The sequence below is a fragment of the Mesorhizobium sp. M1322 genome, assembly GCF_040318085.1.
In the GTDB taxonomy this organism is placed as follows: Bacteria; Pseudomonadota; Alphaproteobacteria; order Rhizobiales; family Rhizobiaceae; genus Mesorhizobium.
Map to the genome: position 1 here is coordinate 1 of NZ_JAMYLP010000041.1, position 21,360 is coordinate 21,360.

The 21,360-nt window shown below is 60.9% G+C and carries 23 protein-coding genes and 4 pseudogenes; 20 read left to right on the forward strand and 7 right to left on the reverse strand.

The genetic code is table 11. The annotated features are described in order from the left end of the window. Both NKH12_RS16635 and NKH12_RS16640 read left to right on the forward strand, forming a co-directional pair. Positions 1-183 (forward strand): annotated as a pseudogene (locus tag NKH12_RS16635) (IS630 family transposase); the annotation flags it as partial. Positions 184-342: 159 nt separating this feature from the next. Next, the gene (locus NKH12_RS16640) at positions 343-747 is read left to right on the forward strand and encodes a class I SAM-dependent methyltransferase (RefSeq protein ID WP_352954137.1); all 405 of its coding nucleotides are present in this window, start codon (positions 343-345) and stop codon (positions 745-747) included. Positions 748-998: 251 nt separating this feature from the next. On the opposite strand, the gene NKH12_RS16645 is transcribed toward NKH12_RS16640, so the two are convergent. After that, positions 999-1,373, reverse strand: a complete 375-nt coding sequence (locus NKH12_RS16645) for a VanZ family protein (RefSeq protein WP_352954138.1) — start codon at positions 1,371-1,373, stop codon at positions 999-1,001. Between the two features lie 181 nt (positions 1,374-1,554). Continuing rightward, complete coding sequence (locus NKH12_RS16650; RefSeq protein WP_352954139.1) at positions 1,555-2,454, reverse strand: ATP-dependent DNA ligase; 900 nt, start codon at positions 2,452-2,454, stop codon at positions 1,555-1,557. Between the two features lie 70 nt (positions 2,455-2,524). Here NKH12_RS16650 and NKH12_RS16655 point away from each other — a divergent pair, with 70 nt between their 5' ends. Further along, entirely contained in the window at positions 2,525-2,713 is a 189-nt protein-coding gene (locus NKH12_RS16655; RefSeq protein ID WP_292182883.1) for a DUF3606 domain-containing protein, read from the forward strand. Positions 2,714-2,789: 76 nt separating this feature from the next. On the opposite strand, the pseudogene NKH12_RS16660 reads toward NKH12_RS16655, so the two are convergent. Continuing rightward, positions 2,790-3,112, reverse strand: a pseudogene (locus NKH12_RS16660) (hypothetical protein); the annotation flags it as partial. Positions 3,113-3,345: 233 nt separating this feature from the next. Further along, positions 3,346-3,717, reverse strand: a pseudogene (locus NKH12_RS16665) (LysR substrate-binding domain-containing protein); the annotation flags it as partial. Here NKH12_RS16665 and NKH12_RS16670 point away from each other — a divergent pair. The 15 genes and pseudogenes from NKH12_RS16670 to NKH12_RS16740 form a co-directional block, all read left to right on the forward strand. Then, a pseudogene (locus NKH12_RS16670) lies at positions 3,718-3,819 on the forward strand (Atu4866 domain-containing protein); the annotation flags it as partial. An 89-nt stretch (positions 3,820-3,908) separates the two neighbouring features. Further along, on the forward strand, positions 3,909-4,670 hold the full coding sequence (locus tag NKH12_RS16675) for an NYN domain-containing protein (protein WP_352954140.1): 762 nt from the start codon (positions 3,909-3,911) through the stop codon (positions 4,668-4,670). A gap of 621 nt (positions 4,671-5,291) precedes the next feature. Continuing rightward, positions 5,292-5,552 (forward strand): DUF982 domain-containing protein, encoded by a 261-nt coding sequence (locus tag NKH12_RS16680; RefSeq protein ID WP_352954141.1) that lies wholly within the window; start codon positions 5,292-5,294, stop codon positions 5,550-5,552. 53 nt (positions 5,553-5,605) lie between these two features. Next, a complete protein-coding gene (locus tag NKH12_RS16685) occupies positions 5,606-5,794 on the forward strand; it encodes a DUF3606 domain-containing protein (RefSeq protein ID WP_202365981.1) in 189 nt (62 codons plus the stop codon). Continuing rightward, positions 5,794-5,976 carry a hypothetical protein gene (locus NKH12_RS16690; RefSeq protein WP_352954142.1) on the forward strand — a complete coding sequence of 61 codons (183 nt, stop codon included), beginning with the start codon at positions 5,794-5,796 and terminating at the stop codon, positions 5,974-5,976. Before NKH12_RS16685 ends, NKH12_RS16690 begins: the two co-directional genes overlap by 1 nt. A 172-nt stretch (positions 5,977-6,148) precedes the next feature. Then, positions 6,149-7,198 (forward strand): glycosyltransferase family 2 protein, encoded by a 1,050-nt coding sequence (locus tag NKH12_RS16695; protein ID WP_352954143.1) that lies wholly within the window; start codon positions 6,149-6,151, stop codon positions 7,196-7,198. Next, positions 7,155-7,880: a class I SAM-dependent methyltransferase gene (locus NKH12_RS16700; protein WP_352954144.1), complete on the forward strand. Its 726-nt coding sequence runs from the start codon at positions 7,155-7,157 to the stop codon at positions 7,878-7,880. Before NKH12_RS16695 ends, NKH12_RS16700 begins: the two co-directional genes overlap by 44 nt. Before the next feature lie 77 nt (positions 7,881-7,957). Then, positions 7,958-9,457, forward strand: a complete 1,500-nt coding sequence (locus NKH12_RS16705; RefSeq protein ID WP_352954145.1) for a hypothetical protein — start codon at positions 7,958-7,960, stop codon at positions 9,455-9,457. Between the two features lie 355 nt (positions 9,458-9,812). Then, positions 9,813-9,902 carry a K(+)-transporting ATPase subunit F gene (locus tag NKH12_RS16710; RefSeq protein ID WP_036266998.1) on the forward strand — a complete coding sequence of 30 codons (90 nt, stop codon included), beginning with the start codon at positions 9,813-9,815 and terminating at the stop codon, positions 9,900-9,902. A 33-nt stretch (positions 9,903-9,935) separates the two neighbouring features. Beyond that, a complete protein-coding gene (gene kdpA, locus NKH12_RS16715; protein WP_352954146.1) occupies positions 9,936-11,639 on the forward strand; it encodes a potassium-transporting ATPase subunit KdpA in 1,704 nt (567 codons plus the stop codon). A gap of 25 nt (positions 11,640-11,664) precedes the next feature. Next, positions 11,665-11,871, forward strand: a complete 207-nt coding sequence (locus tag NKH12_RS16720) for a hypothetical protein (protein WP_352954147.1) — start codon at positions 11,665-11,667, stop codon at positions 11,869-11,871. After that, entirely contained in the window at positions 11,868-13,961 is a 2,094-nt protein-coding gene (gene kdpB / locus NKH12_RS16725) for a potassium-transporting ATPase subunit KdpB (protein WP_352954148.1), read from the forward strand. The genes NKH12_RS16720 and kdpB overlap by 4 nt, the downstream gene beginning before the upstream one ends. 12 nt (positions 13,962-13,973) lie before the next feature. Then, positions 13,974-14,543, forward strand: a complete 570-nt coding sequence (kdpC, locus tag NKH12_RS16730; RefSeq protein WP_352954149.1) for a potassium-transporting ATPase subunit KdpC — start codon at positions 13,974-13,976, stop codon at positions 14,541-14,543. A gap of 69 nt (positions 14,544-14,612) precedes the next feature. Continuing rightward, the gene (locus NKH12_RS16735) at positions 14,613-17,330 is read left to right on the forward strand and encodes a DUF4118 domain-containing protein (protein ID WP_352954150.1); all 2,718 of its coding nucleotides are present in this window, start codon (positions 14,613-14,615) and stop codon (positions 17,328-17,330) included. Next, complete coding sequence (locus NKH12_RS16740; protein WP_352954151.1) at positions 17,327-18,019, forward strand: response regulator transcription factor; 693 nt, start codon at positions 17,327-17,329, stop codon at positions 18,017-18,019. The genes NKH12_RS16735 and NKH12_RS16740 overlap by 4 nt, the downstream gene beginning before the upstream one ends. A gap of 22 nt (positions 18,020-18,041) precedes the next feature. On the opposite strand, the gene NKH12_RS16745 is transcribed toward NKH12_RS16740, so the two are convergent. Next, positions 18,042-18,299: an invasion associated locus B family protein gene (locus tag NKH12_RS16745; RefSeq protein ID WP_352954152.1), complete on the reverse strand. Its 258-nt coding sequence runs from the start codon at positions 18,297-18,299 to the stop codon at positions 18,042-18,044. Between the two features lie 88 nt (positions 18,300-18,387). Here NKH12_RS16745 and NKH12_RS16750 point away from each other — a divergent pair, with 88 nt between their 5' ends. Both NKH12_RS16750 and NKH12_RS16755 read left to right on the forward strand, forming a co-directional pair. Beyond that, positions 18,388-18,684: a hypothetical protein gene (locus tag NKH12_RS16750; RefSeq protein ID WP_352954153.1), complete on the forward strand. Its 297-nt coding sequence runs from the start codon at positions 18,388-18,390 to the stop codon at positions 18,682-18,684. Between the two features lie 132 nt (positions 18,685-18,816). After that, positions 18,817-19,326 (forward strand): NUDIX hydrolase, encoded by a 510-nt coding sequence (locus NKH12_RS16755; protein ID WP_352954154.1) that lies wholly within the window; start codon positions 18,817-18,819, stop codon positions 19,324-19,326. On the opposite strand, the gene NKH12_RS16760 is transcribed toward NKH12_RS16755, so the two are convergent. Beyond that, entirely contained in the window at positions 19,302-20,150 is an 849-nt protein-coding gene (locus NKH12_RS16760) for a citryl-CoA lyase (RefSeq protein ID WP_352954155.1), read from the reverse strand. The genes NKH12_RS16755 and NKH12_RS16760 overlap by 25 nt on opposite strands. 13 nt (positions 20,151-20,163) lie before the next feature. Next, on the reverse strand, positions 20,164-21,348 hold the full coding sequence (locus tag NKH12_RS16765; RefSeq protein WP_352954156.1) for a CaiB/BaiF CoA transferase family protein: 1,185 nt from the start codon (positions 21,346-21,348) through the stop codon (positions 20,164-20,166). Between the last annotated feature and the right edge of the window lie 12 nt (positions 21,349-21,360).

The following is a 21,360-nucleotide window of genomic DNA, read 5'->3' on the forward strand; positions in this document are numbered from 1 at the left end:
CCGCCCTACAGTCCCGACTTCAATCCGATTGAGAACGCCTTCGCCAAACTCAAGGCGCTGCTGCGAGCAAAGGCCGAGAGAACCATCAAGGCTCTGTGGGACGCGGTCGGCGCGGTCGTCGACCTCTTCACCCCAGCCGAATGTGCCAATTACTTCAAAGCCGCAGGATATGAACCGGATTAAACAGGACGTGCTCTAGACCGCAAGCTAATCAAGCTGCCGACGGGACAGCTTAGAATTCTCCAGATTGCGCCGAGCGAGAAGGGGCTTTCAAGGAGACTCTCTCAAGCGGGCAATCTAATTAAAGGCGATGTCGAGCCAGGACGGTACGGGCCAGATACCGTGAAGATTGACCTGATGGACATGAGTCGCACCAACGATCTCGATATCGTCGTCTTGTGTCACGTCATGGAACACGTACCCGATGATCGGCATGTATTTCGGGAAATTTGGTCATCTCTTAAGCCCCGAGGACAGGTCTGGATCCAGGTACCGCTTATTTATCGTCAAACCATCGAAGCGACGCCATCCATGTCACTGAGCGAGCGCGACGAGCGCTTCGGCGGATCAGATCACGTGCGAGCCTACGGACCCGATATCAAGGAGCGTATCGAGTATGCGGGTTTTACCGTCATCCAAATAAATTCAGATCGTATACCCTCCGCGGATCGCGAGCGGCTTGGGCTTCTCTCCGATACTCTCTTTGTCGCAGAACGGCCCGAGCAGCCCAATTTGGAATTACGGTGACAGTGCACTTTTCTCCATGTTTTCTCGGCTGTCGCTGTGTGTAAATTGAACGCATGGCTCGACTTGCCTTGCCGCCGCGATGTCGGCATCTGTGCGGCCGATGGGCAGCGAAGCACTTCTGGACCGGATTGCCAAGCAAACCGGAAAAGCCGTGAAATCGGGAAAACGCGGCAGGCGGGGAAAAGAAAATGGTGCACTGTCACCGTAATTTCATTCATGAATCAAGTCACACGTAATTCACAGACCAACGCCTATGGCAGCCCTCCAGCGAGCCACTTTGTCCAGCTTGCGATCGTGATCCCGCAGGCCATGCCGGCACAGTCGGCAATCCAGTCGAATACATCCGGACCGCGCCCTATCAGTTGCGCGCCCTGAACAACTTCAATCGCCAGTCCCGAAAATGCGAGGAGAACAATCAGCTTTGCCTTGTTTCCCGTCCAGCCAAGACTTCCCAAGGCCGCCAAAACAGCGAATGCGGCAGCGTGGATGAGCTTGCCATGATGCGTGAAGGTCACGCCCAAATTCTGCAGGAGCCACTCCGGAAAAACGGCGAGCAGGAGAACGCCGGCCAACGCGACAAGGAAAGCAACCCTTGCCGCGATCGGATATGAGCCTGCGCGCAACAATGTAGGTCAGCCCTTCATCCGAAGTCTGCAGAGGCGACCGCCAGCACGAACGGTCCAGAGCTAAGGCAGATTTTCAATCTCTACCCTCCAACGAACCGGCGCATCGGCCGAACAGATGAAAAACGCGCGCCAAAAGAGAACGCCAAACTCGCGGTCGAACTTGCGCGCCGGCCCGGCCTTTCTAGTCGTCGTCGTCTCCGAAACCCAGCAGCGACGCATTGCGTATGTGGCTGTGGTCGCCGCGAAGATGCTTGATGCGCAGCTTCACCCCGGGCGTGACCCATTGTGTCCCAGGCCGTTTCTTCATGGCCTCTGGCGGCGGCCCGGCGTGCTCCCGAACCCGCTTCAACAGCCGCTCCTTCATGTCGCGGCCCAGGCTGATGAGGGCGGAACCGACATATTTCCCGGTGCCGGGCTGTGCCAAAAGGGCGAAGGCTGCCTCGCCGGGCTCGCGCTCGACGCCCAGCAGTTCGAATTCATCGACCGTGAAGCTCTTGGTCTTCAGCCAGTTCGAGGTCGGGCCGCTGCGATATTTGCTGTCGGCGCGCTTCGAGACAATTCCCTCAAGCTCGACCTGCTCGACGAGATAGAAGATCGACTTGGCGTCACCAGGGATGGCCTCGCTGAACTGGATCCGGCTGTGCGGCTTGACGATACCGCAGAGAATTTCGCGGCGCGCCTTGCAGCCGATGTCGCGCAGATCACGGCCGTTCAGGTGCAGAATGTCGAATGCGCAGAGGTACATGCCATAGGGACTGTTGTGGACGGCGTTCTGGAGCGCGTTGAAGTCGGGCATACCGGCCTTGTCGGTGACGACCGCCTCGCCGTCGATGATGGCGTTCTTGACATCAAGCTCCGTCGCCGCTTCCACGATGCCCAGATATTTACGGGTCCAGTCCTTGCCGGTTTCGGTATAGACGCGGATATCCTTGGGGCTGTTGATGATGATCTGGGCGCGATAGCCATCCAGCTTAATTTCGTGAATCCAGTCGTCGCCTTCAGGCGGCTTGGCCACCAGCTTGGGCTCCATTGGGGGGATGAACTCTAGCCGGCCGGTGCCGGCTCCTGCCCGCCTACGCATGGAACCTAGTCTAGGTCACCGGCGTATATTAGCTATAGTTAACATAATAAGATTCTAAAGGACGTGCGATATGGCAGACGACAAAACCAAACGCGACTTCCGTGACCGTAGCAAGATATCGGCGGACGATGATTATGAGGTGAACTTTTTCGCTTTGCAGAACAACATCACGCCGAAGCAGGTGCGCGAGCTGATCCGCAAGCACGGCAACGATCGGGCAACCCTGACCGACGCCGCGAAGGCATTGCCGGCACAATGATGACCAAACTCTCAGAGGCGCGAGCCTTTTGGTGGCTCAGCCGACGCCGTTTAGCGTGGAACCGCAGGTATCCCCGAGACTGAGCGCGCCGTTCGGCGGAGAAAACCACGAAGGCAAAGATGAGCAGGCTGTTAGCGACGATCATGGATGCCGGTGGCGACGATCGGCTCAAGGGCCGAATTTCCATGCAGCATCAAGTAGAGAGCCGCCAACATCACGACCAGGCCAAAATTGTAGACGCCATGATGGACCATTGCGATCCTGCGGGCGGCTTTTGTCGGGTTCAGGGCGAAATTGCCATCTGCAGGCCGGCTGCGATTCCCAAGATAAAAACACGATCGCTGTCTTGAAAAAAAGTTCCGAGATTTTCGGATGGCATGCCCTCCCAAGCCGTTTCAGGCGGCCCGGCAGCCTATGGGGGTGACCGGCCAGCCACCGGGCCTAACCGGCTTGCGCCGGCTGATGAAAACATGCGCTCACGCTAATGTAATTGCAACATCGACATGGTCGCCATACTGGCGAAAGAGGCTAATGCATGTCGCGCAAAAGTGTGCAGCGGTTTTGCGGTAACGACATGAATAAAAACAACAACCTAAAGCGCGTCGCATGAGGCCGGTCAAACGCGACGCGCTTTAGCCATGACGCCGCAGGTGATCGACAAGGGCGCGCAGCTTCGGCGCCACGTTGCGACGGCTCGGATAATAGAGGTAGAAGCCGGCGAAGCGCGGGCAATAGTCCTCGAGAACTGGCACCAGTTCGCCCCGATCGATCCACGGACGAAAGCTCTCCTCCATGCCGAAGGTGATGCCGGCGCCGGCAATGGCGAGCTTTATCATCAACGCCATGTCGTTGGTCGTGATCTCCGGCGAAACGGCGACGCTCAACTCCTTGCCGTTCTCGGCGAATTCCCAGCGATAGGGCGCGACCTTCGGTGCGCGGCGCCAGCCAATGCAGCGATGGCCTGCAAGCTCCCTCGGATGCGAAGGCGCCCCGAACCGATCGCGATCCACATCGACTACTGGGACGACACCGGCTTTACCGCTGACGGAATGTTCATTGACGGCGTGCTGCACCACGCCGGTATGATCTTGTATCGGGAGAAGTAGATGACATCCGTCGAATCTCGATAAAACGGTTACCGCTGCACCACATGTCACTATGTCATCTGGTGCGAAGCTAAAAACAGGGGCTCACCTTGCCAACCGAACCACGCTCTCCAAGGCTTGCAGTGCTGATCGACGCAGACAATGCCTCGGCCAAGATTGCCGACGGGTTGTTCGAGGAAATCGCCAAGATCGGCGAGGCGAGCGTTCGTCGCATCTATGGCGATTTTTCCAGCACCCGTTCGAAGGCTTGGGCCGATGTGCTGTCGAAGCATGCGATTATCCCGCAGCAGCAATTCGCCTACACCACCGGCAAGAACGCATCCGACATCACGCTCGTCATCGACGCGATGGACCTTCTCCACAGCGGGCGGTTCGAAGGCTTCTGCCTGGTGTCGTCCGACAGCGATTTCACCCGCCTTGCCGCTCGCATCAGGGAACATGGGATCGACGTTTACGGGTTTGGCGAGCAGAAGACGCCGGAGAGTTTCCGGCAGGCATGCCGCCGGTTCGTATATACCGAGAACCTGCTTGCGACCGCACCAGCCAACGCCCACGATGCGGCCCCGACGAGATCGTTGCAGCCGCCCAGCGCCGCGACGCCGATCATCACCAAGGTCATTTCACAGATGGGAACCGAGGACGGCTGGGTGCCGCTCGGCATCGTAGGCAATCAGCTCGCCAATCTGGCATCGGACTTCGATCCGAGAACCTTCGGCTTCCGCAAGCTGAGCGATCTCGTGCGGAAGACCAATGCCTTTGAGATCGATCATCCCGAGGGTGGCGCGATGCGTATAAGGGTCAAGCCAGCTGCGAGGAGCCGAGAGAAATCGAAGTCGGCAGCGTCGCGCTGAGCCCTGCAAAAAGGCAACTGTCCCGGTCCGATTGGCCTCTCGTCGGACCACTGTTTCGCTGGCGGAAACTGCTATTCGGCGTATCATTCTCGCGGGGCAGGGTTCATGGCGGAGGAGGCCAATGAACATCGTTTCGAGAGTGCCTGTCGTTGACTTGACGGCCCAGGGACTTGTTTCATCTGCGCTTTCAAAATTCCGCGCCGGCGACACCATATCGACCAGAGCCGCAATAGATGCCATCCGCCGGGCAGCACCGGCGTGTGAGGACAGCGACGACCATCTGGTCGAGCTTGTCGTGATGACCGCAATTGGTAGGACCATGGGGGTCGTGTTCGACCATCGGTCCCGCTAATGCATGGCGCCCTGCGCCCAATCAGCCTGCGCACTGTCGGAACTAAATTCATGTCGCGCAAAAGTGTGCAGCGGTTTTGCGATAACGACATGCATAAAACAACAACCTAAAGCGCGTCGCATGAGGCCGGTCAACGCGACGCGCTTTAGACCGGCGACGTAAGCCACTCAGTAACCATGAATTGTGATCGGGATGGATCACGCCTTTCGTCATCGGAACGAATAGTCCCGGTGCGCCGTTTCCGCCCTTGGAGTCAAGGAGTGGCGGTAATGCGTGATGAACAATTCGACATTCCGGTGACGATCGAGAGCGAACGGATCGGCCGCCCCCTCTCTGTGACGAGGACGGTCCAGGCGGCCTCGCTTCTGGTCGACAAATGGCCTGACGAAAAGCGCGGGCCGAAATATCGCGCGGCCTTGAAAGCCATGATGGATGCGATGGAGCAGCGGCGGGCAGTTGGCAGTGCGCGGCGGGCATTCACGGCCGCTGCCAAGGAAGCCCATGTGTTTGTGCGCGAAGGCCGGCACTAAGGAACCTCACGAAATCTCCATCGTTATGCTCTAGGTCAACGAAGAGAACTGCCATGCCCGACGACAAGACCAAGACCGACAACCGCGATCGCTCACAAGTTGCCGGCGACGAAGACTATGAGGTGAGGCATCTCGCCGAGGAAGCCGGCATTACTCCCGAACAGGCACGCACCTTGATCAAGCGCCACGGCACCGATCGCAAGGTGCTGCACGAAATCGCCGAGAGCATAAAGGCGTCGTGATGGCTGACAAGCGGACCACAATGGCGGATCGGAAGAAACGCCAACCGGACGACAAGGAGGCCCTGCGCCTGGCCGAGACCACCGACGTTTCGCCCAACCAGGCGAAAGATCTGATGCGCAAGCACGGCAAGGACCACGCCAAGGTGGAGAAGGAAGCGAAGAACTTCAAGGCCGAAGGCTGAGCCGCCGACTTGGCGGAGTGTCCGCCCTCGCCGTATCCCCGCATCACCGTCGCACGCGCCCGGCCATCGGTACGCTTCGCTTATCTGGCGTCGCGGGCCGGCAATCCTGAGCGGCTTATCAATTTTCTAACAAATTCGGCCTATTCCCGTTCTAACCATGGGAGCTGGGCTTTTGGCGCAACCAGAGAAAATCGCTGCGCGACGCGCCGTCGCGCTGTCGGTTGTCGTGCCGTGCTACAATGAAATCGGTGGAGTCGCCGAGCTTTACCGGCGCGTGACAGCCGTTTGCCGTGAACAAGCGGGACATTCCTACGAGATCGTGCTGGTCATCGACGGAGCCACCGACGGCACCCGCGAGGCCATTTTCGAACTCGCCAAACAGGACAGCCATGTCGTCGGCATAGACCTCGCCCGAAATTACGGCCACCAGATTGCGCTCAGCGCCGGCCTGGAGTTTTGCCGCGGCCAGCGCATTCTCATTCTCGATGCCGACCTCCAAGACCCGCCGGAATTGCTCAAAGCCATGATGGCAAAGATGGATGAGGGGTTCGACGTCGTCTATGGCCAGCGGCTGAAGCGCCAGGGCGAAGGCTGGTTCAAGCGCGCAACCGCCGCATTGTTCTACCGTCTGCTGCGCAAGATGGTCGATGTCGACATGGCGCTCGATTCCGGGGATTTTCGCCTGATGAGCCGCCGCGCGCTCGATCATCTCAATGCGATGCCCGAGCGTTACCGCTTCATTCGCGGCATGGTGAGCTGGATCGGCCTCAAGCAGGTGGCTTTTGCCTATGAGCGGCACCAGCGCTTCGCAGGCACCACGCATTACCCGTTGAAGAAGATGGTGCTTCTGGCAATGGATGCGATGACGAGCTTCTCCATCGTGCCCCTGCGGTTCGCCTCGCATCTCGGCTTGATCTTCGGCTTTCTCGGGCTTGCTTCGCTCGGCTACACGCTGTTTTCATGGATTGCCGGCAGCGTGTTGCCCGGCTGGACCAGCCTGGCCGCGATCGTGCTGATCCTCGGCAGCGTCCAGCTGCTGGTCCTTGGGATTTTCGGGGAATATCTCGGGCGCATGTATATGGAGACCAAGCGGCGGCCACTCTACCTGATAAACGAGATCGCCGCCCACGATCCGGCCGCCGGGAAGCTGCCCGTCCATCGCCTTCAGGAAATGGCCCATGAACTGGCGAAGGGAGCCGCGCGTGCTTCAGGCCGAGTTTGACCAGTTCGCGCTGGAGTATCAGCAGCAGCATGCCGCCAGTATCCGGCTAAGCGGCGAAACCCCGGATTTCTTCGCGCAGTACAAGATCGACGATGTCGCGGCAAGGCTCGCCCGCTCAGGCGTGAAGCCGCGGCGGATACTCGACTTCGGCGCGGGCGTCGGCAATTCGCTGGGGCCCATGCGCGCCGCATTTCCCAACAGCGAAATCACCTTGCTCGACCCCTCCTCGCAGTCGCTCGACATCGCCCGCAAGCGCTTTCCCGGCCAGGCCGATTTCCGGCATTTCGACGGCGAAACGATCCCTTACGACGACGGGAGTTTCGACCTCGCCTTCGCCGCCTGCGTGTTCCATCACATCCCTGAAGACCTCCATGTCGGCCTGATCAGAGAGATCAAGAGAGTGCTGACCGGCGGTGGCAGCTTCTTCTTGTTCGAGCACAATCCCTGGAATCCGCTGACGACGCACGCGGTGCGAAACTGTGCTTTCGACGAGAACGCAATTCTGATCAACAGCCGCGATGTGCGCAAGCGAATGGCTGCGGCCGGCTTCTCCAAACCCGATGTCGTCTACCGGATCTTTTTCCCACGCGTGCTCGCAAGATTGCGACCCTTGGAGCGCTTCCTGACCAGGATGCCTATGGGAGCCCAATATTTCGTGCATGCGGTCAAGCCTGCCGTTTGAGCGGACGCCCTGCCCTGGGATGAACGACAAGCTGAAACCGCCAATCGATCTGCCGCAGAGCGGCTTGGAGATATGATATGAACGGGATTCAGGCGACCGTAGCGACCGTTGCGACCGCGTCGTCGGTCAACGACGCGCAGCGGGCCAGGGTGATGTTCTGCCTGCTCGTCGCGCCTCTCGTGGCATTCGCGCTTTCCGCCCACGCGCAAGCCATCCTGCAGGACCCCGACTGTTGGTGGCAGGTCAAGGTGGGGCTCGATCTTTTGGCAAATCGTACGTTCCCGGTTGTCGACAGATATTCTCATACTTTCGCCGGCCAGCCGTGGATTGCCAAGGAATGGCTTGGACAGGTTCTCCTTGCGCTCGCCTACACGGCAAGTGGCTGGAACGGCGTGGCGGTGCTGATCATCTCAACCATCGCCCTGACGGGCGCGCTGCTGTCATGGCATCTCAGCACCTGGTTGAGACCGACGGCGGCAGTGGGTCTGGCCTTGTTCGCGGTGGCCTTGATCTCCCCGATCTACACAGCGCGTCCGCACATCTTCACCTTGCCCATCATCGTGATCTGGACCGCAGTGCTTTTCCGCGCAGCGCGCAATGAGCAGGGGCCGCCCCTGTGGCTGTTTGCCCTGCTTGTCCTGTGGGCCAATCTCCACGCGACCTTTACCATCGGCTTCGTCATCGCGGCTTTCGCCGGCCTTGATGTTCTTGTGCGAACCCGCCTGTCCAACCCCGTACTCCTAGGCAAATGGGTTGCCTTCGGACTGCTTTGCCCGGTGGTCAGCTTGATCAATCCCTATGGCATCAAGGCCATCCTTGCCACTTTCACGGTAGCCTATGGCAATGAAGCGGTTCCCTTGATTATCGAGTGGAAACCGTTCGACGCTTCGGATCAGCCGTTCCAGGAAGTGGGTATCCTACTGTTCTTTTTCGCGCTGCTTGTGTCGAAACTCCGCATCGGCTGGGCGAAGGCGCTGTTCATCGTCTTTGCCTTGCATATCTATCTCACTCATCTGCGCTTCATGTACCTGTTCTTTCTGCTGGTTCCGATCGTGGTTGCGGCCGAGATTGCGGAGCAATATCCAGCACTTTCCCTGGCGAAATGGGTGTCCGACAGGCGCGACGGGCTGGAACGGTTTTTGGCAGAGCGATTTTACCGGATCTGCGGCGTGGCAGGCGTTTTGCTGGTGGTTACAACCGCAATGCTCACGAGCGCCTATCCGGTCGCGCCGAGCCAGAAGACTTCGGCCAAGGATGCGCTCGCATTCGTCGAAAGCCATCATCTGTCAGGCAATGTCCTGAATTCCTACAACTTCGGCGGCAGCTTGATTTTCCATGGAATCAAGACATTCATCGACGGCCGGACAGATCAGCTCTTTCTCAACGGCTTTATGAAGACAGATGCCGAGACAGGGCGCAGCGGCGGAAAGCCTGTCCTCGTAGCCCAGCTCGAGAAGCATGCGATAGACTGGGCCTTGCTGACGCCGGACGACAGCCGCATTCCATTCTTCGATGAATTGGGCTGGAAGCGGGCGTATGCGGACGACTACGCCGTGATCTATACGCGCAATCGTTGATTTTCGGCAGCTTCGCGCCGGCGCGCGACTTGTCTTTAAACGCCGTGCGCTGAGATCGTGACGGCAAAATCCCCTTATAGGATTTTTATTTCTTTCCTCTTTGCCCCGGCTCGAACCTTTATGGGGTTTTGATCCATATTCCGTCGGGAAGGACACGTCTCGGTCGCCATTACCATCGCGACCGACTGTTTTCACATGACTTCAACCCTGCCGGCTGCAGGCAAGGCAATGCAAAATGCAAATAAGGAGCAAGTCCGATGGACATCATCGTTCTCGGAATAGGGTTTTTATTTTTCGCCCTGTTCTTCGCCTTCATCAAAGCCTGCGACAGTCTTTAGGGCGGAAGGATCACAACATGCTTGTCGATTACATCCTTGGTGGCGCTGTGACCTTGTTCCTTCTCGCCTACCTGACATACGCCCTCGTTCGCCCAGAACGTTTCTAACGGCAACTGGCGAAGGCACGGAAAGCTATTTCAATGACTTTCAACGGATGGATACAGATCCTCGTCTATTGCGGGATCGTTGTTTTGCTGGTGAAGCCGCTCGGCGGCTACATGTATCGCGTTTTCAGCGGCGACCGCACATTCCTCTCGCCGATTTTGGGTCCTGTCGAGCGGAGCCTTTATCGCATCTCGGGAACCAGCGAGCGTGAGGAGCAGCACTGGACCACCTATGCGGCGGCCCTGCTGTTCTTCAACCTGGCCGGTTTCCTGGTGCTTTACTTCCTGCAGCGGCTGCAAGGCAGCCTGCCTTACAATCCAGCCGGTATGAGCGCCGTCGAACCCGGTCTCGCCTTCAACACCGCCGCCAGCTTCATGACCAACACCAACTGGCAGAACTACGGCGGCGAAAGCACGATGTCCTATCTCGTGCAGATGGCCGGCTTTACCGTGCAAAACTTCCTGTCCGCGGCGACCGGCATAGCCATCGCAATCGCGCTGATCCGCGGCTTCACCAAGGCCTCGGGCAAATCGATAGGCAATTTCTGGGTCGATATGACCCGGTGCACCCTTTACCTGCTGTTGCCGCTCTGCATCGTGCTGACGCTGGTCTATGTCTATCTCGGCATACCGCAGACACTCAGCGCCTATCTCGACGCCACAACATTGGAGGGCGTGCGGCAGACGATCGCGGTCGGGCCAGCAGCCTCGCAGATCGCCATCAAGATGCTCGGCACCAATGGCGGCGGCTTCTTCAACGCCAATGCCGCGCATCCTTTCGAAAATCCCGATGCGATCTCGAACCTGATCCAGATGGTTTCGATCTTCGCCATCGGTGCGGCGCTGACCAACGTCTTCGGCCGCATGAACGGCAACCAGCGCCAGGGTCGGGCGATCTTGACTGCGATGGGCGCCCTGTTCGTCGCTGGCGTCGCCGTCTGCTACTGGGCGGAAGCATCAGGCAATCCGCTGGTTCATGCGCTGGGCATCGACGGCGGCAACATGGAAGGCAAGGAAACGCGCTTCGGCATCGCTTTGTCGGCGCTGTTTGCGGTCGTCACCACGGCCGCGTCCTGCGGCGCCGTCAACGCCATGCATGACAGCTTCACCGCGCTTGGCGGCATGATCCCGATCATCAACATGCAGCTCGGCGAGGTCATTGTCGGCGGAGTCGGCGCCGGTCTCTACGGCATCCTGATGTACATCGTGATCGCCGTCTTCGTCGCCGGACTGATGGTCGGACGCACGCCCGAATATCTCGGCAAGAAGATCGAGGCCAAGGAGATCAAGATGGCAATGCTCGCCATTCTCTGCCTGCCGCTGGCGATGCTGATCTTCACCGCCATCGCCGTGGTGCTGCCGACAGGCGTCGCTTCGATGGCCAATGCCGGCCCGCATGGGTTTTCCGAGGTTCTCTATGCCTACACCTCGGCTGCCGCCAACAACGGCTCGGCCTTTGGCGGCCTGACCGGCAACACGCCCTGGTACAACATCACGCTCGGCATCGGCATGTTGATGGGCCGCTTCCTGGTCATCATCCCGGCTCTGGCGATCGCCGGTTCGCTGGTCGCCAAGAAGACGGTGCCCGCCTCCGCCGGCACCTTCCCGACCGACGGGCCGCTGTTCGTCGGGCTGCTGGTCGGCGTCATTCTGATCGTTGGCGGCCTCACCTTCTTCCCGGCGCTGGCGGTCGGACCGATCGTCGAGCACCTGGCTGGCATCCGCGGGCAGACATTCTGAAACCGCCCCACCTTGGATCAATGTCATGTCCTGGTTCGAAACCATACGTCGCAAGATTCGGCATCGAGCCGATCAGAAGGGGGCAACCCCGCCTCCTTTCCCGACCATGTCCACGTTCTTCGGCATTGCGGCAATCATGATCGTGATCTGGATGCTGGCCTCCGGGCTTCCGCATCTTCTTTCGGCATCCGATCGATCGGTCAACAACATCGATACTGGAGCCATTAAATGAGCCAGTCCAAATCCGCTGTTATCATGGATGCCCGCATCCTGCTGCCCGCCATCGGCGGGGCCGTCAGGAAACTGAATCCACGCACCTTGATGCGCAATCCGGTGATGTTCGTCGTCGCTGTCGTCTCGGCGCTCACGTCAGTCCTGTTCGTCAAAGATCTTGTCACTGGTGGCGGCGATCTCGGCTTCTCGCTGCAGATCATCATTTGGTTGTGGTTCACCGTGCTTTTCGCCAACTTCGCCGAAGCGGTTGCCGAAGGCCGAGGCAAGGCGCAGGCCGATTCGCTGCGCAAGGCGCGCACCGAGGCCGAGGCCAAGCTGTTGAGCGGCGACGACCGCACCAAATTCAAGCTGGTTCCCGGCACCAGCCTGAAGGTCGGCGATGTGGTGCTCGTCGAGGCTGGCGACATCATTCCATCGGACGGCGAGGTGATCGAAGGCGTCGCTTCGGTCAACGAGGCGGCGATCACCGGCGAATCGGCTCCGGTGATCCGTGAATCCGGCGGCGACCGTTCGGCGGTGACCGGCGGCACGCAAGTATTGTCCGACTGGATCCGCGTGCGCATCACCGCGGCCTCCGGCCATACGTTCCTCGACCGCATGATCTCGCTGGTCGAAGGCGCCGAGCGCCAGAAGACGCCCAACGAGATCGCGCTCAACATCCTGCTCGTCGGCATGACGCTGATCTTCGTGCTGGCGACGGCGACAATCCCGAGTTTCGCCTTCTATTCGGGCGGCTATATTTCGGTGACCGTCCTGGTCGCTCTGTTCGTCACCTTGATCCCGACGACGATCGGGGCGTTGCTTTCGGCCATCGGCATCGCCGGCATGGATCGCCTGGTGCGGTTCAACGTGCTGGCCATGTCGGGCCGCGCCGTCGAGGCGGCTGGCGACGTCGACACGCTGCTGCTCGACAAGACCGGCACGATCACGCTCGGCAATCGCCAGGCGACGGCATTCCGTCCGGTCAAGGGTGTCACCGAGCAGGAGTTGGCCGACGCTGCACAGTTGGCCTCGCTTGCCGATGAAACGCCGGAAGGCCGCTCGATAGTCGTGCTGGCAAAGGAGAAATACGCCATCCGTGCCCGCGACATGGCAACATTGCATGCCGCTTTCGTGCCCTTCACCGCGCAAACCCGCATGAGCGGCGTCGACATCGATGGCTCTTCGGTGCGCAAGGGCGCGGTCGATTCTGTGCTCGCGCACGTCAATCGTTCGACCGTCGCCACGCATGGTACGCGCCCCAGCAGCGACACCGTCCGCGATCTGCAGGCGATCGCCGACGACGTCGCCAAATCCGGCGGCACGCCGCTGGCGGTCGAGCGCGACGGACGCTTGCTCGGCGTCGTCCATCTCAAGGACATCGTCAAAGGCGGCATCAGGGAACGCTTCGCTGAACTGCGCAAGATGGGGATCCGCACCGTGATGATCACCGGCGACAATCCGATGACCGCGGCGGCGATCGCGGCAGAGGCCGGCGTCGACGATTTCCTTGCCCAGGCGACGCCCGAGGACAAGCTGAAGCTCATCCGCGACGAACAGGCCAAGGGCAAGCTCGTCGCCATGTGCGGCGACGGCACCAATGATGCGCCCGCCCTTGCGCAGGCCGATGTCGGCGTTGCCATGAACACCGGCACGGTCGCCGCGCGCGAAGCCGGCAATATGGTCGACCTCGACAGCGATCCGACCAAGCTGATCGAGATCGTGGAAATCGGCAAGGCGCTGCTGATGACGCGCGGCTCGCTGACGACCTTCTCCATCGCCAACGACGTGGCCAAGTATTTCGCCATCATCCCGGCAATATTCGCCGTCTTCTACATCGCGCCGGGACAGACATCAGGTCCGCTGCAGGCGCTCAACATCATGCATCTGGCAACGCCGCAGAGCGCCATTCTCTCGGCCATCATCTTCAACGCGCTGATCATCATCGCGCTGATCCCGCTGTCGCTGAAAGGCGTCAAATATCGCGCGATCGGCGCGGGCGCGCTGCTCAGCCGCAACCTTCTTGTCTACGGCCTCGGCGGCATCATTGTCCCCTTCGTCGGCATCAAGGCGATCGATATGGCCATCACCGCGCTTGGCCTCGCATAAGGAATTAAGTCCATGCTCAAGCAAATCAGACCCGCGATCACCATGGTCGCTTTCTTCACCATCCTTACCGGCCTGATCTATCCGATCGGCATGACCGGCATCGCCCAAGCCTTGTTCCCGCGCCAGGCCAACGGCAGTCTGATCGAGAAGGACGGCAAGGTCGTCGGCTCCGAACTGATCGGCCAGGCCTTCGCCAGCGAGCGCTATTTCCATGGCCGCCCGTCGGCTGCCGGCGACGGTTACAATGCCACCTCATCGAGCGGTTCGAATCTCGGTCCGACGAATCCCAAGCTGATCGAGCGCATCAAGGGCGATGCCGACAGACTGAACGCGGAAAATCCGGACCAGCCGGTGCCTATGGATCTGGTCACGACTTCAGGCAGCGGCCTCGATCCGCATATCAGCCCCGAAGCCGCCTATTTCCAGGTCGCCAGGGTGGCCAGGGCCAGGGACGTTGATGAAGCCAGGGTTAAAACACTTGTCGACAGCCATGTCGAGGAGCGCGAGCTCGGCTTCATGGGAGAGCCGGTGGTCAATGTGCTGGCGCTCAACCTGGCGCTGGACGAGGCCATCAGGCAATGAATGGTGGGAAGCAATGAATGGTGGGCCGGGGATCGACACCACCCCCAACGCCATTCATGATCGATTCTGATGCCGGACGACAGCCGCAACGAAACCAGACCTTCACCCGACGCGCTGCTTGATCATGCGGAGCGGGAGGCGCGCGGTCGTCTGCGGATATTCCTGGGCGCAGCACCCGGTGTCGGCAAGACCTATGAAATGCTGATGTCGGGCCGTGCAAGATTGGCCGACGGGGTGGACGTAGTGATCGGCGTCGTCGAGACGCACGGCCGCAAGGAAACCCAGGTGCTGGTCGACGGCTATGAGGTGCTTCCCCGTCGCCAGGTCGACTACAAGGGGCGCATCCTCGAGGAAATGGACCTCGACGCGATCCTTGCCCGGCGTCCGGCGCTGGTCCTCGTCGACGAGCTTGCCCATACCAACGCGCCGGGCAGCCGCCATCCCAAGCGCTATCTCGACGTTCAGGAAATCCTGACGCACGGTATCGACGTCTACACGACGCTCAACATCCAGCATGTCGAAAGCCTGAACGATGTCGTGGCGCAGATCACGCGCGTCAGAGTGCGCGAGACGGTTCCAGACTCCGTCATCGACCAAGCCGACGACATCGAGATCATCGATCTCACGCCCGACGACCTGATCAAGCGGCTCGAGGAGGGCAAGGTCTATATCCCCAGCACCGCCCAGCGCGCCATCGAGAACTATTTCTCGCCGGGCAATTTGACGGCGCTCAGGGAACTGGCGCTCCGCCGCACCGCCCAGCGCGTCGACGAGCAGTTGCTGATCCACATGCAGGCCCACGCCATACCCGGACCCTGGGCGGCGGGGGAAAGGGTTCTCGTCTGCGTCGATGCGCGTCCGGGCGGGGCGGCCCGTGTCCGCTATGCGCGGAGATTGGCCGACCGGCTCCGCGCCCCCTGGACGGCGCTTCATGTCGATACCCCTCGTTCAGCCGCGATGTCGGAGGAGGACAAGGATCGGCTAGCGACGCTGCTGCGCCTTGCCGAGCAGCTCGGCGCCGAGGTAACGACCATTCCAGGTCAGAACGTCGCGCAGGACATCGTTCGCCATGCGACCGCGAACAACTTCACCCATATCGTGATCGGCAGGCCGACCCGATCGCGCTGGCGGGAATTGATCGAAGGCTCGCTCACTTATGATCTCATTCGCAATGCCGGCGACATCAGCGTCCATGTCATTTCGGGAAACGAACGCAACGCCGAGGCGACGTCGAGGACCGTCAAGGCGGCGGACGAGCAGTGGCAATTCGAGATCTGGCCCTATCTCAAGGCCACGGCCTATGTTGCTGGCTCGCTCGCCTTCGCCGTCCTTCTCCACCAGTTTCTCGACGTCCGCAATCTGGCGATCATCTTTCTCATCGGGGTTCTGACTTCGGCGGTGACTGGTGGTCTCTGGCCGGCTTTGTATGCCTGTCTCATCAGCGCCATTGCCTTCAACTTTTTCTTCCTGGAACCACGTTACACGCTGACGATCCAGGATCCGGAGAGCATCGTTGCGCTGGCTGTCTTCCTGGTTGTTGCGGTCATTGCCAGCAATCTGACAGTGCGCGTGCAGCGACAGGCGGTCGCTGCCCGCTCGCGGGCACGCGCCACGGAAGACATCTATCTCTTCTCGAAGAAGCTCGCCGGCGCTGGCACGCTTGACGACGTGCTCTGGGCGACTGCCTTCCAGATTGCCTCGATGCTGAAGCTGCGCGTGGTGCTGCTGCTGCCGGAAAACGGCTCGATCACCGTCAAGGCCGGCTACCCACCCGATGACACGCTGGCCGAGGCCGACATCGCGGCCGCCCGTTGGGCTTGGGAGCACAATCGCCCCGCGGGCCGCGGCGCTGACACGCTGCCCGGAGCAAGACGCCTATATCTGCCGTTGCGGACGGGGCGCACCGCCGTCGGCGTCGTCGGCCTCGACAACGACAAGCAGGGCCCGTTGCTGACTCCCGAACAGAAGCGCCTGCTCGACGCGCTCGCCGATCAAGCGGCAGTGGCCATCGAGCGCATCCAGCTTGTTGCCGACGTCGACCGGGCCAAGCTCGAGGCCGAGGCGGACCGCCTGCGCTCGGCGCTGCTGACCTCGATTTCCCATGACCTGAAAACACCGCTTGCCGCCATCATGGGCGCCGCCGGTACCTTGCGTGAATTTGCGCCGGCGCTTCCCGAAGCGGACCGGGCGGACCTGCTGTCGACCGTGCTCGACGAATCGGAACGGCTGAACCGCTTCATCGCCAATTTGCTCGACATGACCAAGATCGAATCCGGTGCGATGGAGCCGAATTACGCATTCCACTATGTCGGCGATATTGTCGGCACCGCCTTGCATCGGGCCAGGAAAATCATCGGCGAACACAAGACCGAAATGGACATTCCCACGGATCTGCCGATGTTGAGGCTCGACCCCGTCCTGTTCGAGCAAGCGCTGTTCAACCTCCTTGACAATGCCGCTAAATATGCGCCGCCAGGTTCGACGATCCGCCTGCAGGGCTGGGCCGACAATGGTTCCGTCATCCTGCAGATCATGGATGAGGGGCCGGGCATTCCGCCAGCGGATCTGGAGCGCGTTTTCGACACGTTCCACCGGGTGCGCAAGGGCGACCAGGTCCGTGCCGGCACTGGGCTCGGGCTCTCGATCTGCCGCGGCTTCATCGAGGCGATGGGCGGGACGATTTCGGCGGCCAACAGGACCGACCGCTCCGGTGCGGTTTTCACCATCAGGATGCCGGTGCCGGAAGTCCAACATGTGGACGACTCCGACATGGATGAACTGCCATGACGAACCTGGACGTCAGGATATTGGTAGTCGATGACGAACCGCCTATCCGCAAGCTGCTCCGCGTCGGCCTTGGCAGCCAGGGCTATGCGATCAGCGAGGCGCCAAACGCCAAGACGGCGATCGAACTGATGGAGACGGAAAAGCCGGACCTGATCCTGCTCGATCTCGGCCTGCCCGGAATGAGCGGCCACGAATTGCTGCGCAAATGGCGGGACGACGGCCTGCATGTTCCCGTGGTCATCCTTTCCAGCCGTACCGACGAGGCCGGAATCGTCTCGGCACTTGAGCTCGGCGCCGACGACTATGTCACCAAGCCGTTCGGCATGAACGAGCTTGTCGCGCGCATCCGGGTGGCGCTCCGCCACAAGTTCCAGCAGCAAGGCGAGAAGCCGGTCTTCCAAACCGGCGATCTCACGGTCGATCTGGTGAAGCGCATCGTCATGATCGAGGGCAGGGAAATAAAGCTCTCGCCGAAGGAATACGACATCCTGCGCATCCTCGTGCAGTACGCGGGCAAGGTTCTCACCCACCAGTTTCTTTTGAAGCAGGTCTGGGGCGATTCGACCGACGTGCAGTATCTCAGGGTCTATGTGCGGCAGCTCAGGCAAAAGATCGAGAAAACGCCCGACCAGCCGCGTTACATCACGACCGAAACCGGCGTCGGATATCGTCTGCGCGAAGTGGACTGAATATAATCCTGGTGGACAACGCTCAATCGGCCAAGAGTTCCGCGGTCCGGGAGAGTGCGCCGCTAAAGCCGGTCAATGAGATGGGAAAGCTGATCGGTTGACCTTTCAAAATGGTGGCGGCCTCGAGCAGCGGCGTGATTTTCGTATCGGATGCCAAAGACACCAGGCAACCGGCCTGACACGTGCTGAATTGCAGAATGCCCTCCACCTTCTTGTCGTCAACCTCGAGATGATGCCCTTGGCCAGCACATGAGGGTCGACGGGCCCTGAGCCCCGGCAATTCCGCCTCGGCGAGGCTTTAATTATGGTGTCACCAGACAAACGCCCTATATTGATTGGAGGGTTCCATTTCGTGCGGGAATGAACAGATGTCGCCGCTTCGCCTATCGACGATCTTCATGTCGGCAATGCTGGCAACAGCGATGTTGTCGGGCGCCGCTGTCTCCGCGCAGAACGTCACTCCCGCCAACCGCAACGCGCTTGTCCTGCAGGGCGAATTGCAGATGCTCGAGAACAGGCTGCGGCGGCAGCAGTATCAGCAGCAGCAACAGCAGTTCCGTGCCCAGGATCGCCAAGTCGCGCCGCAACGGCCTGATGTGCAGCAGATGCAGCCTACTTGCCAGTTGCGGCGATCGGGCAGCCGCTTCATCAGCACCTGCCGCTGAGGTAGCCGGCGCTTTTCATTTATTAGCCGACTTATATACTTGAACGCAGATGTGCTTGAAGTAGCATCAAGGCGGTTTTGATTTCGCAACGTGCCTTTGTGCTTGGGCACTGCCCTGATTGGATCGTCGGGAATGGCAGCCACCAAGAAGAAGGTCGTACGCAAGGCGAGGAAGGGCGGGCGGGTCCGTCAGGTCGCGGCGATTCCTTTTCGGCTGGGCGAGCATGGCAACGTCGAGGTGATGCTGGTCACCTCGATATCGACAAGGCGCTTTATCGTGCCTAAGGGCTGGCCGATGAAGGGCAAGAGTGCGCGCAAGGCAGCCACTATCGAAGCGCGGGAGGAAGCCGGCGTCCTCGGCAAGACGCTGAAGCAGCCGGCCGGCACCTATTCCTACTGGAAGCGGCTGACCAACCGCTTCGTCCGCGTCGACGTCACCGTCTACCTGCTGGCGGTGACGGAGGAACTGGCCAACTGGCAGGAAGCCAGAAGGCGGCAGCGAGCGTGGCTGACACCGCAGGACGCAGCGGTGCTTATCGACGAGCCCGACCTTTCAACGCTGCTGAAGAACTTGAAAGTTCCCCAACCAGCGCCCGCTGGCGAACTCGAACCAAGGCCTCATTTGGAGTCACCGTCTCCCTGAGGGAAAGGCCGCACCGGCGTGCCGGTATAGGCCCACAACCACTCGCGCGGCAAGGGTCCCTTGTTGCGGTCGCTCTGTTGCGACTGTTCCCACGCATGCGCCAATATTCCGACCGAGCGCGAGAGCACGAATAGGCCGCGTGTCAGCGGCGGCGGAAAGCCGAGCTCGCCATAAATGACGGCGGTGGCGCCGTCGATGTTGAGCGGGATCTTCTTGCCCTTGCGTCGCGCCACCTCAGCCTCGACAGCCTCGGCGATGTCGGCGAAACATCCGCTGACGATGCCGCGCGCGGCAAAATCGCGGGTCAGCTCGATGAGGCGCGGCGCCCGCGGATCGACCGGGTGGAAACGGTGCCCGAGCCCCGGCACATAGGATTTTTCCTCGGCGAAGAAACGATCGAGCCGCGCCACGACGGCGTCCGCAAGCGTCGCGCCTGCGTCCAGTGCCGCGGCGATGTCGCCGTAGAAGGCAAGCGCCTGTTCACCGGCGCCGCCATGCACGTCGCCGAGCACATTGATGGCTGAGGCCATGGCACTGTTGATGCCGACGCCGCAGGTGACCGCCATGCGGGCAATGGCGATCGACGGCGCCTGCGGCCCGTGGTCGACGGCGGCACCGAGCGCGATGCCGAGCAGCGCCGCCTGCTCCTCACCTGGCAGTTCGCCGCGCAGCATCAGCCAGATCATAGCCGGAAAGCTGACGCGGCCGATCAGGTCCTGGATCTCATAGCCGCGCAGCCGGATCACGCCAGGGCGCATTTCGATGATATCGGTCTGCCACCATTCCTCGCCGCGCTCGCGGCCGGTTTTTCCAACGTCGCTCATGTTCTCACGTCGCTCATGCCTGCGCCTTTTTCTTGACGCGCGGCGGCAGGCTGGCAAACACCTCGTCCATATGCTCGCCCAGCGCCGGCGGCGGCTTGGTCGGCAAGGGTGCCGCACCATCGACCATGAACCCGCCGCGCACCACGGTCAGCGGTCGGTCGATGTTCGGCATGCCATCGAAACGGGTGGTCATCTCGCGCTCGATCACTTGCTGCTCGGCCAGCACCTGCGGGATCGTCAGCACCCTGCCCGCCGGCACGCCTGCGCGATTGAGCGTCTCCTCCCAGGCCGCGGCCGAGCCGCTCGCCAGGGCATCCTCGATCAGTGCCTTCAAGGTGACGCGATTGCGCTTGCGCGTCTCACGCTCGGCGAAGCGCGGGTCCGACGCCAGGTCCGGCAGGCCGATCAGACGGGAGAGCGTGACGAACTGCTCCTGCTTGTTGGCGGCGATGTTGAGCAAGCCGTCGCCGGTGCGAAACGTTCCGGAAGGTGCCGCCGTCATGTTCTCGTTGCCCATCGGCTGCGGCTCGACGTCAGCCGTCAGATAGTTGGAGACCGGCCAGCCCAGCGCGGAGAGCGTGCATTCGAGCATCGACACGTCGAGGAAGGCGCTGTCGCCTGTCGTCTTCTGCTTGACCAGCGCGGCGGCGATGGCGAACGCCCCGACCAGCCCGCCCAGCGTGTCGGCAACGGGATAGCCGACACGCAGCGGCGCGGTTTCCGGTGTGCCGGTGATGCTCATGATGCCTGAAAGGCCCTGGATGATCTGGTCGTAGGCCGGATTGTCGCGCATCGGCCCGGTCTGGCCGAAGCCCGAAATCGCGCAATAGATAAGGCTGGGGCGGACTTCTTTCAGGGTCACATAGCCGAGCCCCAGCCGGTCCATCACGCCGGGGCGAAAATTCTCGACCAGCGCGTCGGCGGAGGCGACCAGATCGAGGAAGCGTTCGCGATCGGCCTCCTTCTTGAGATCGAGCACCACTGACCGTTTGCCGGCGTTCTGCGCCAGGAACGAAGCGCCCATGCCAATGCTGTTGAGTTCCGGCGAGCCGCCGAGCTGCCGCGCCAGATCGCCGCCCTGCGGCGCCTCGACCTTGATCACATCGGCCCCGAGCAGCGCCAGCTGATAGGCACAGTAAGGGCCAGCCAGAACATTGGTCAGGTCGAGGACGCGGATACCGGACAGCAGATCGGTCATGGTGTCACAAAC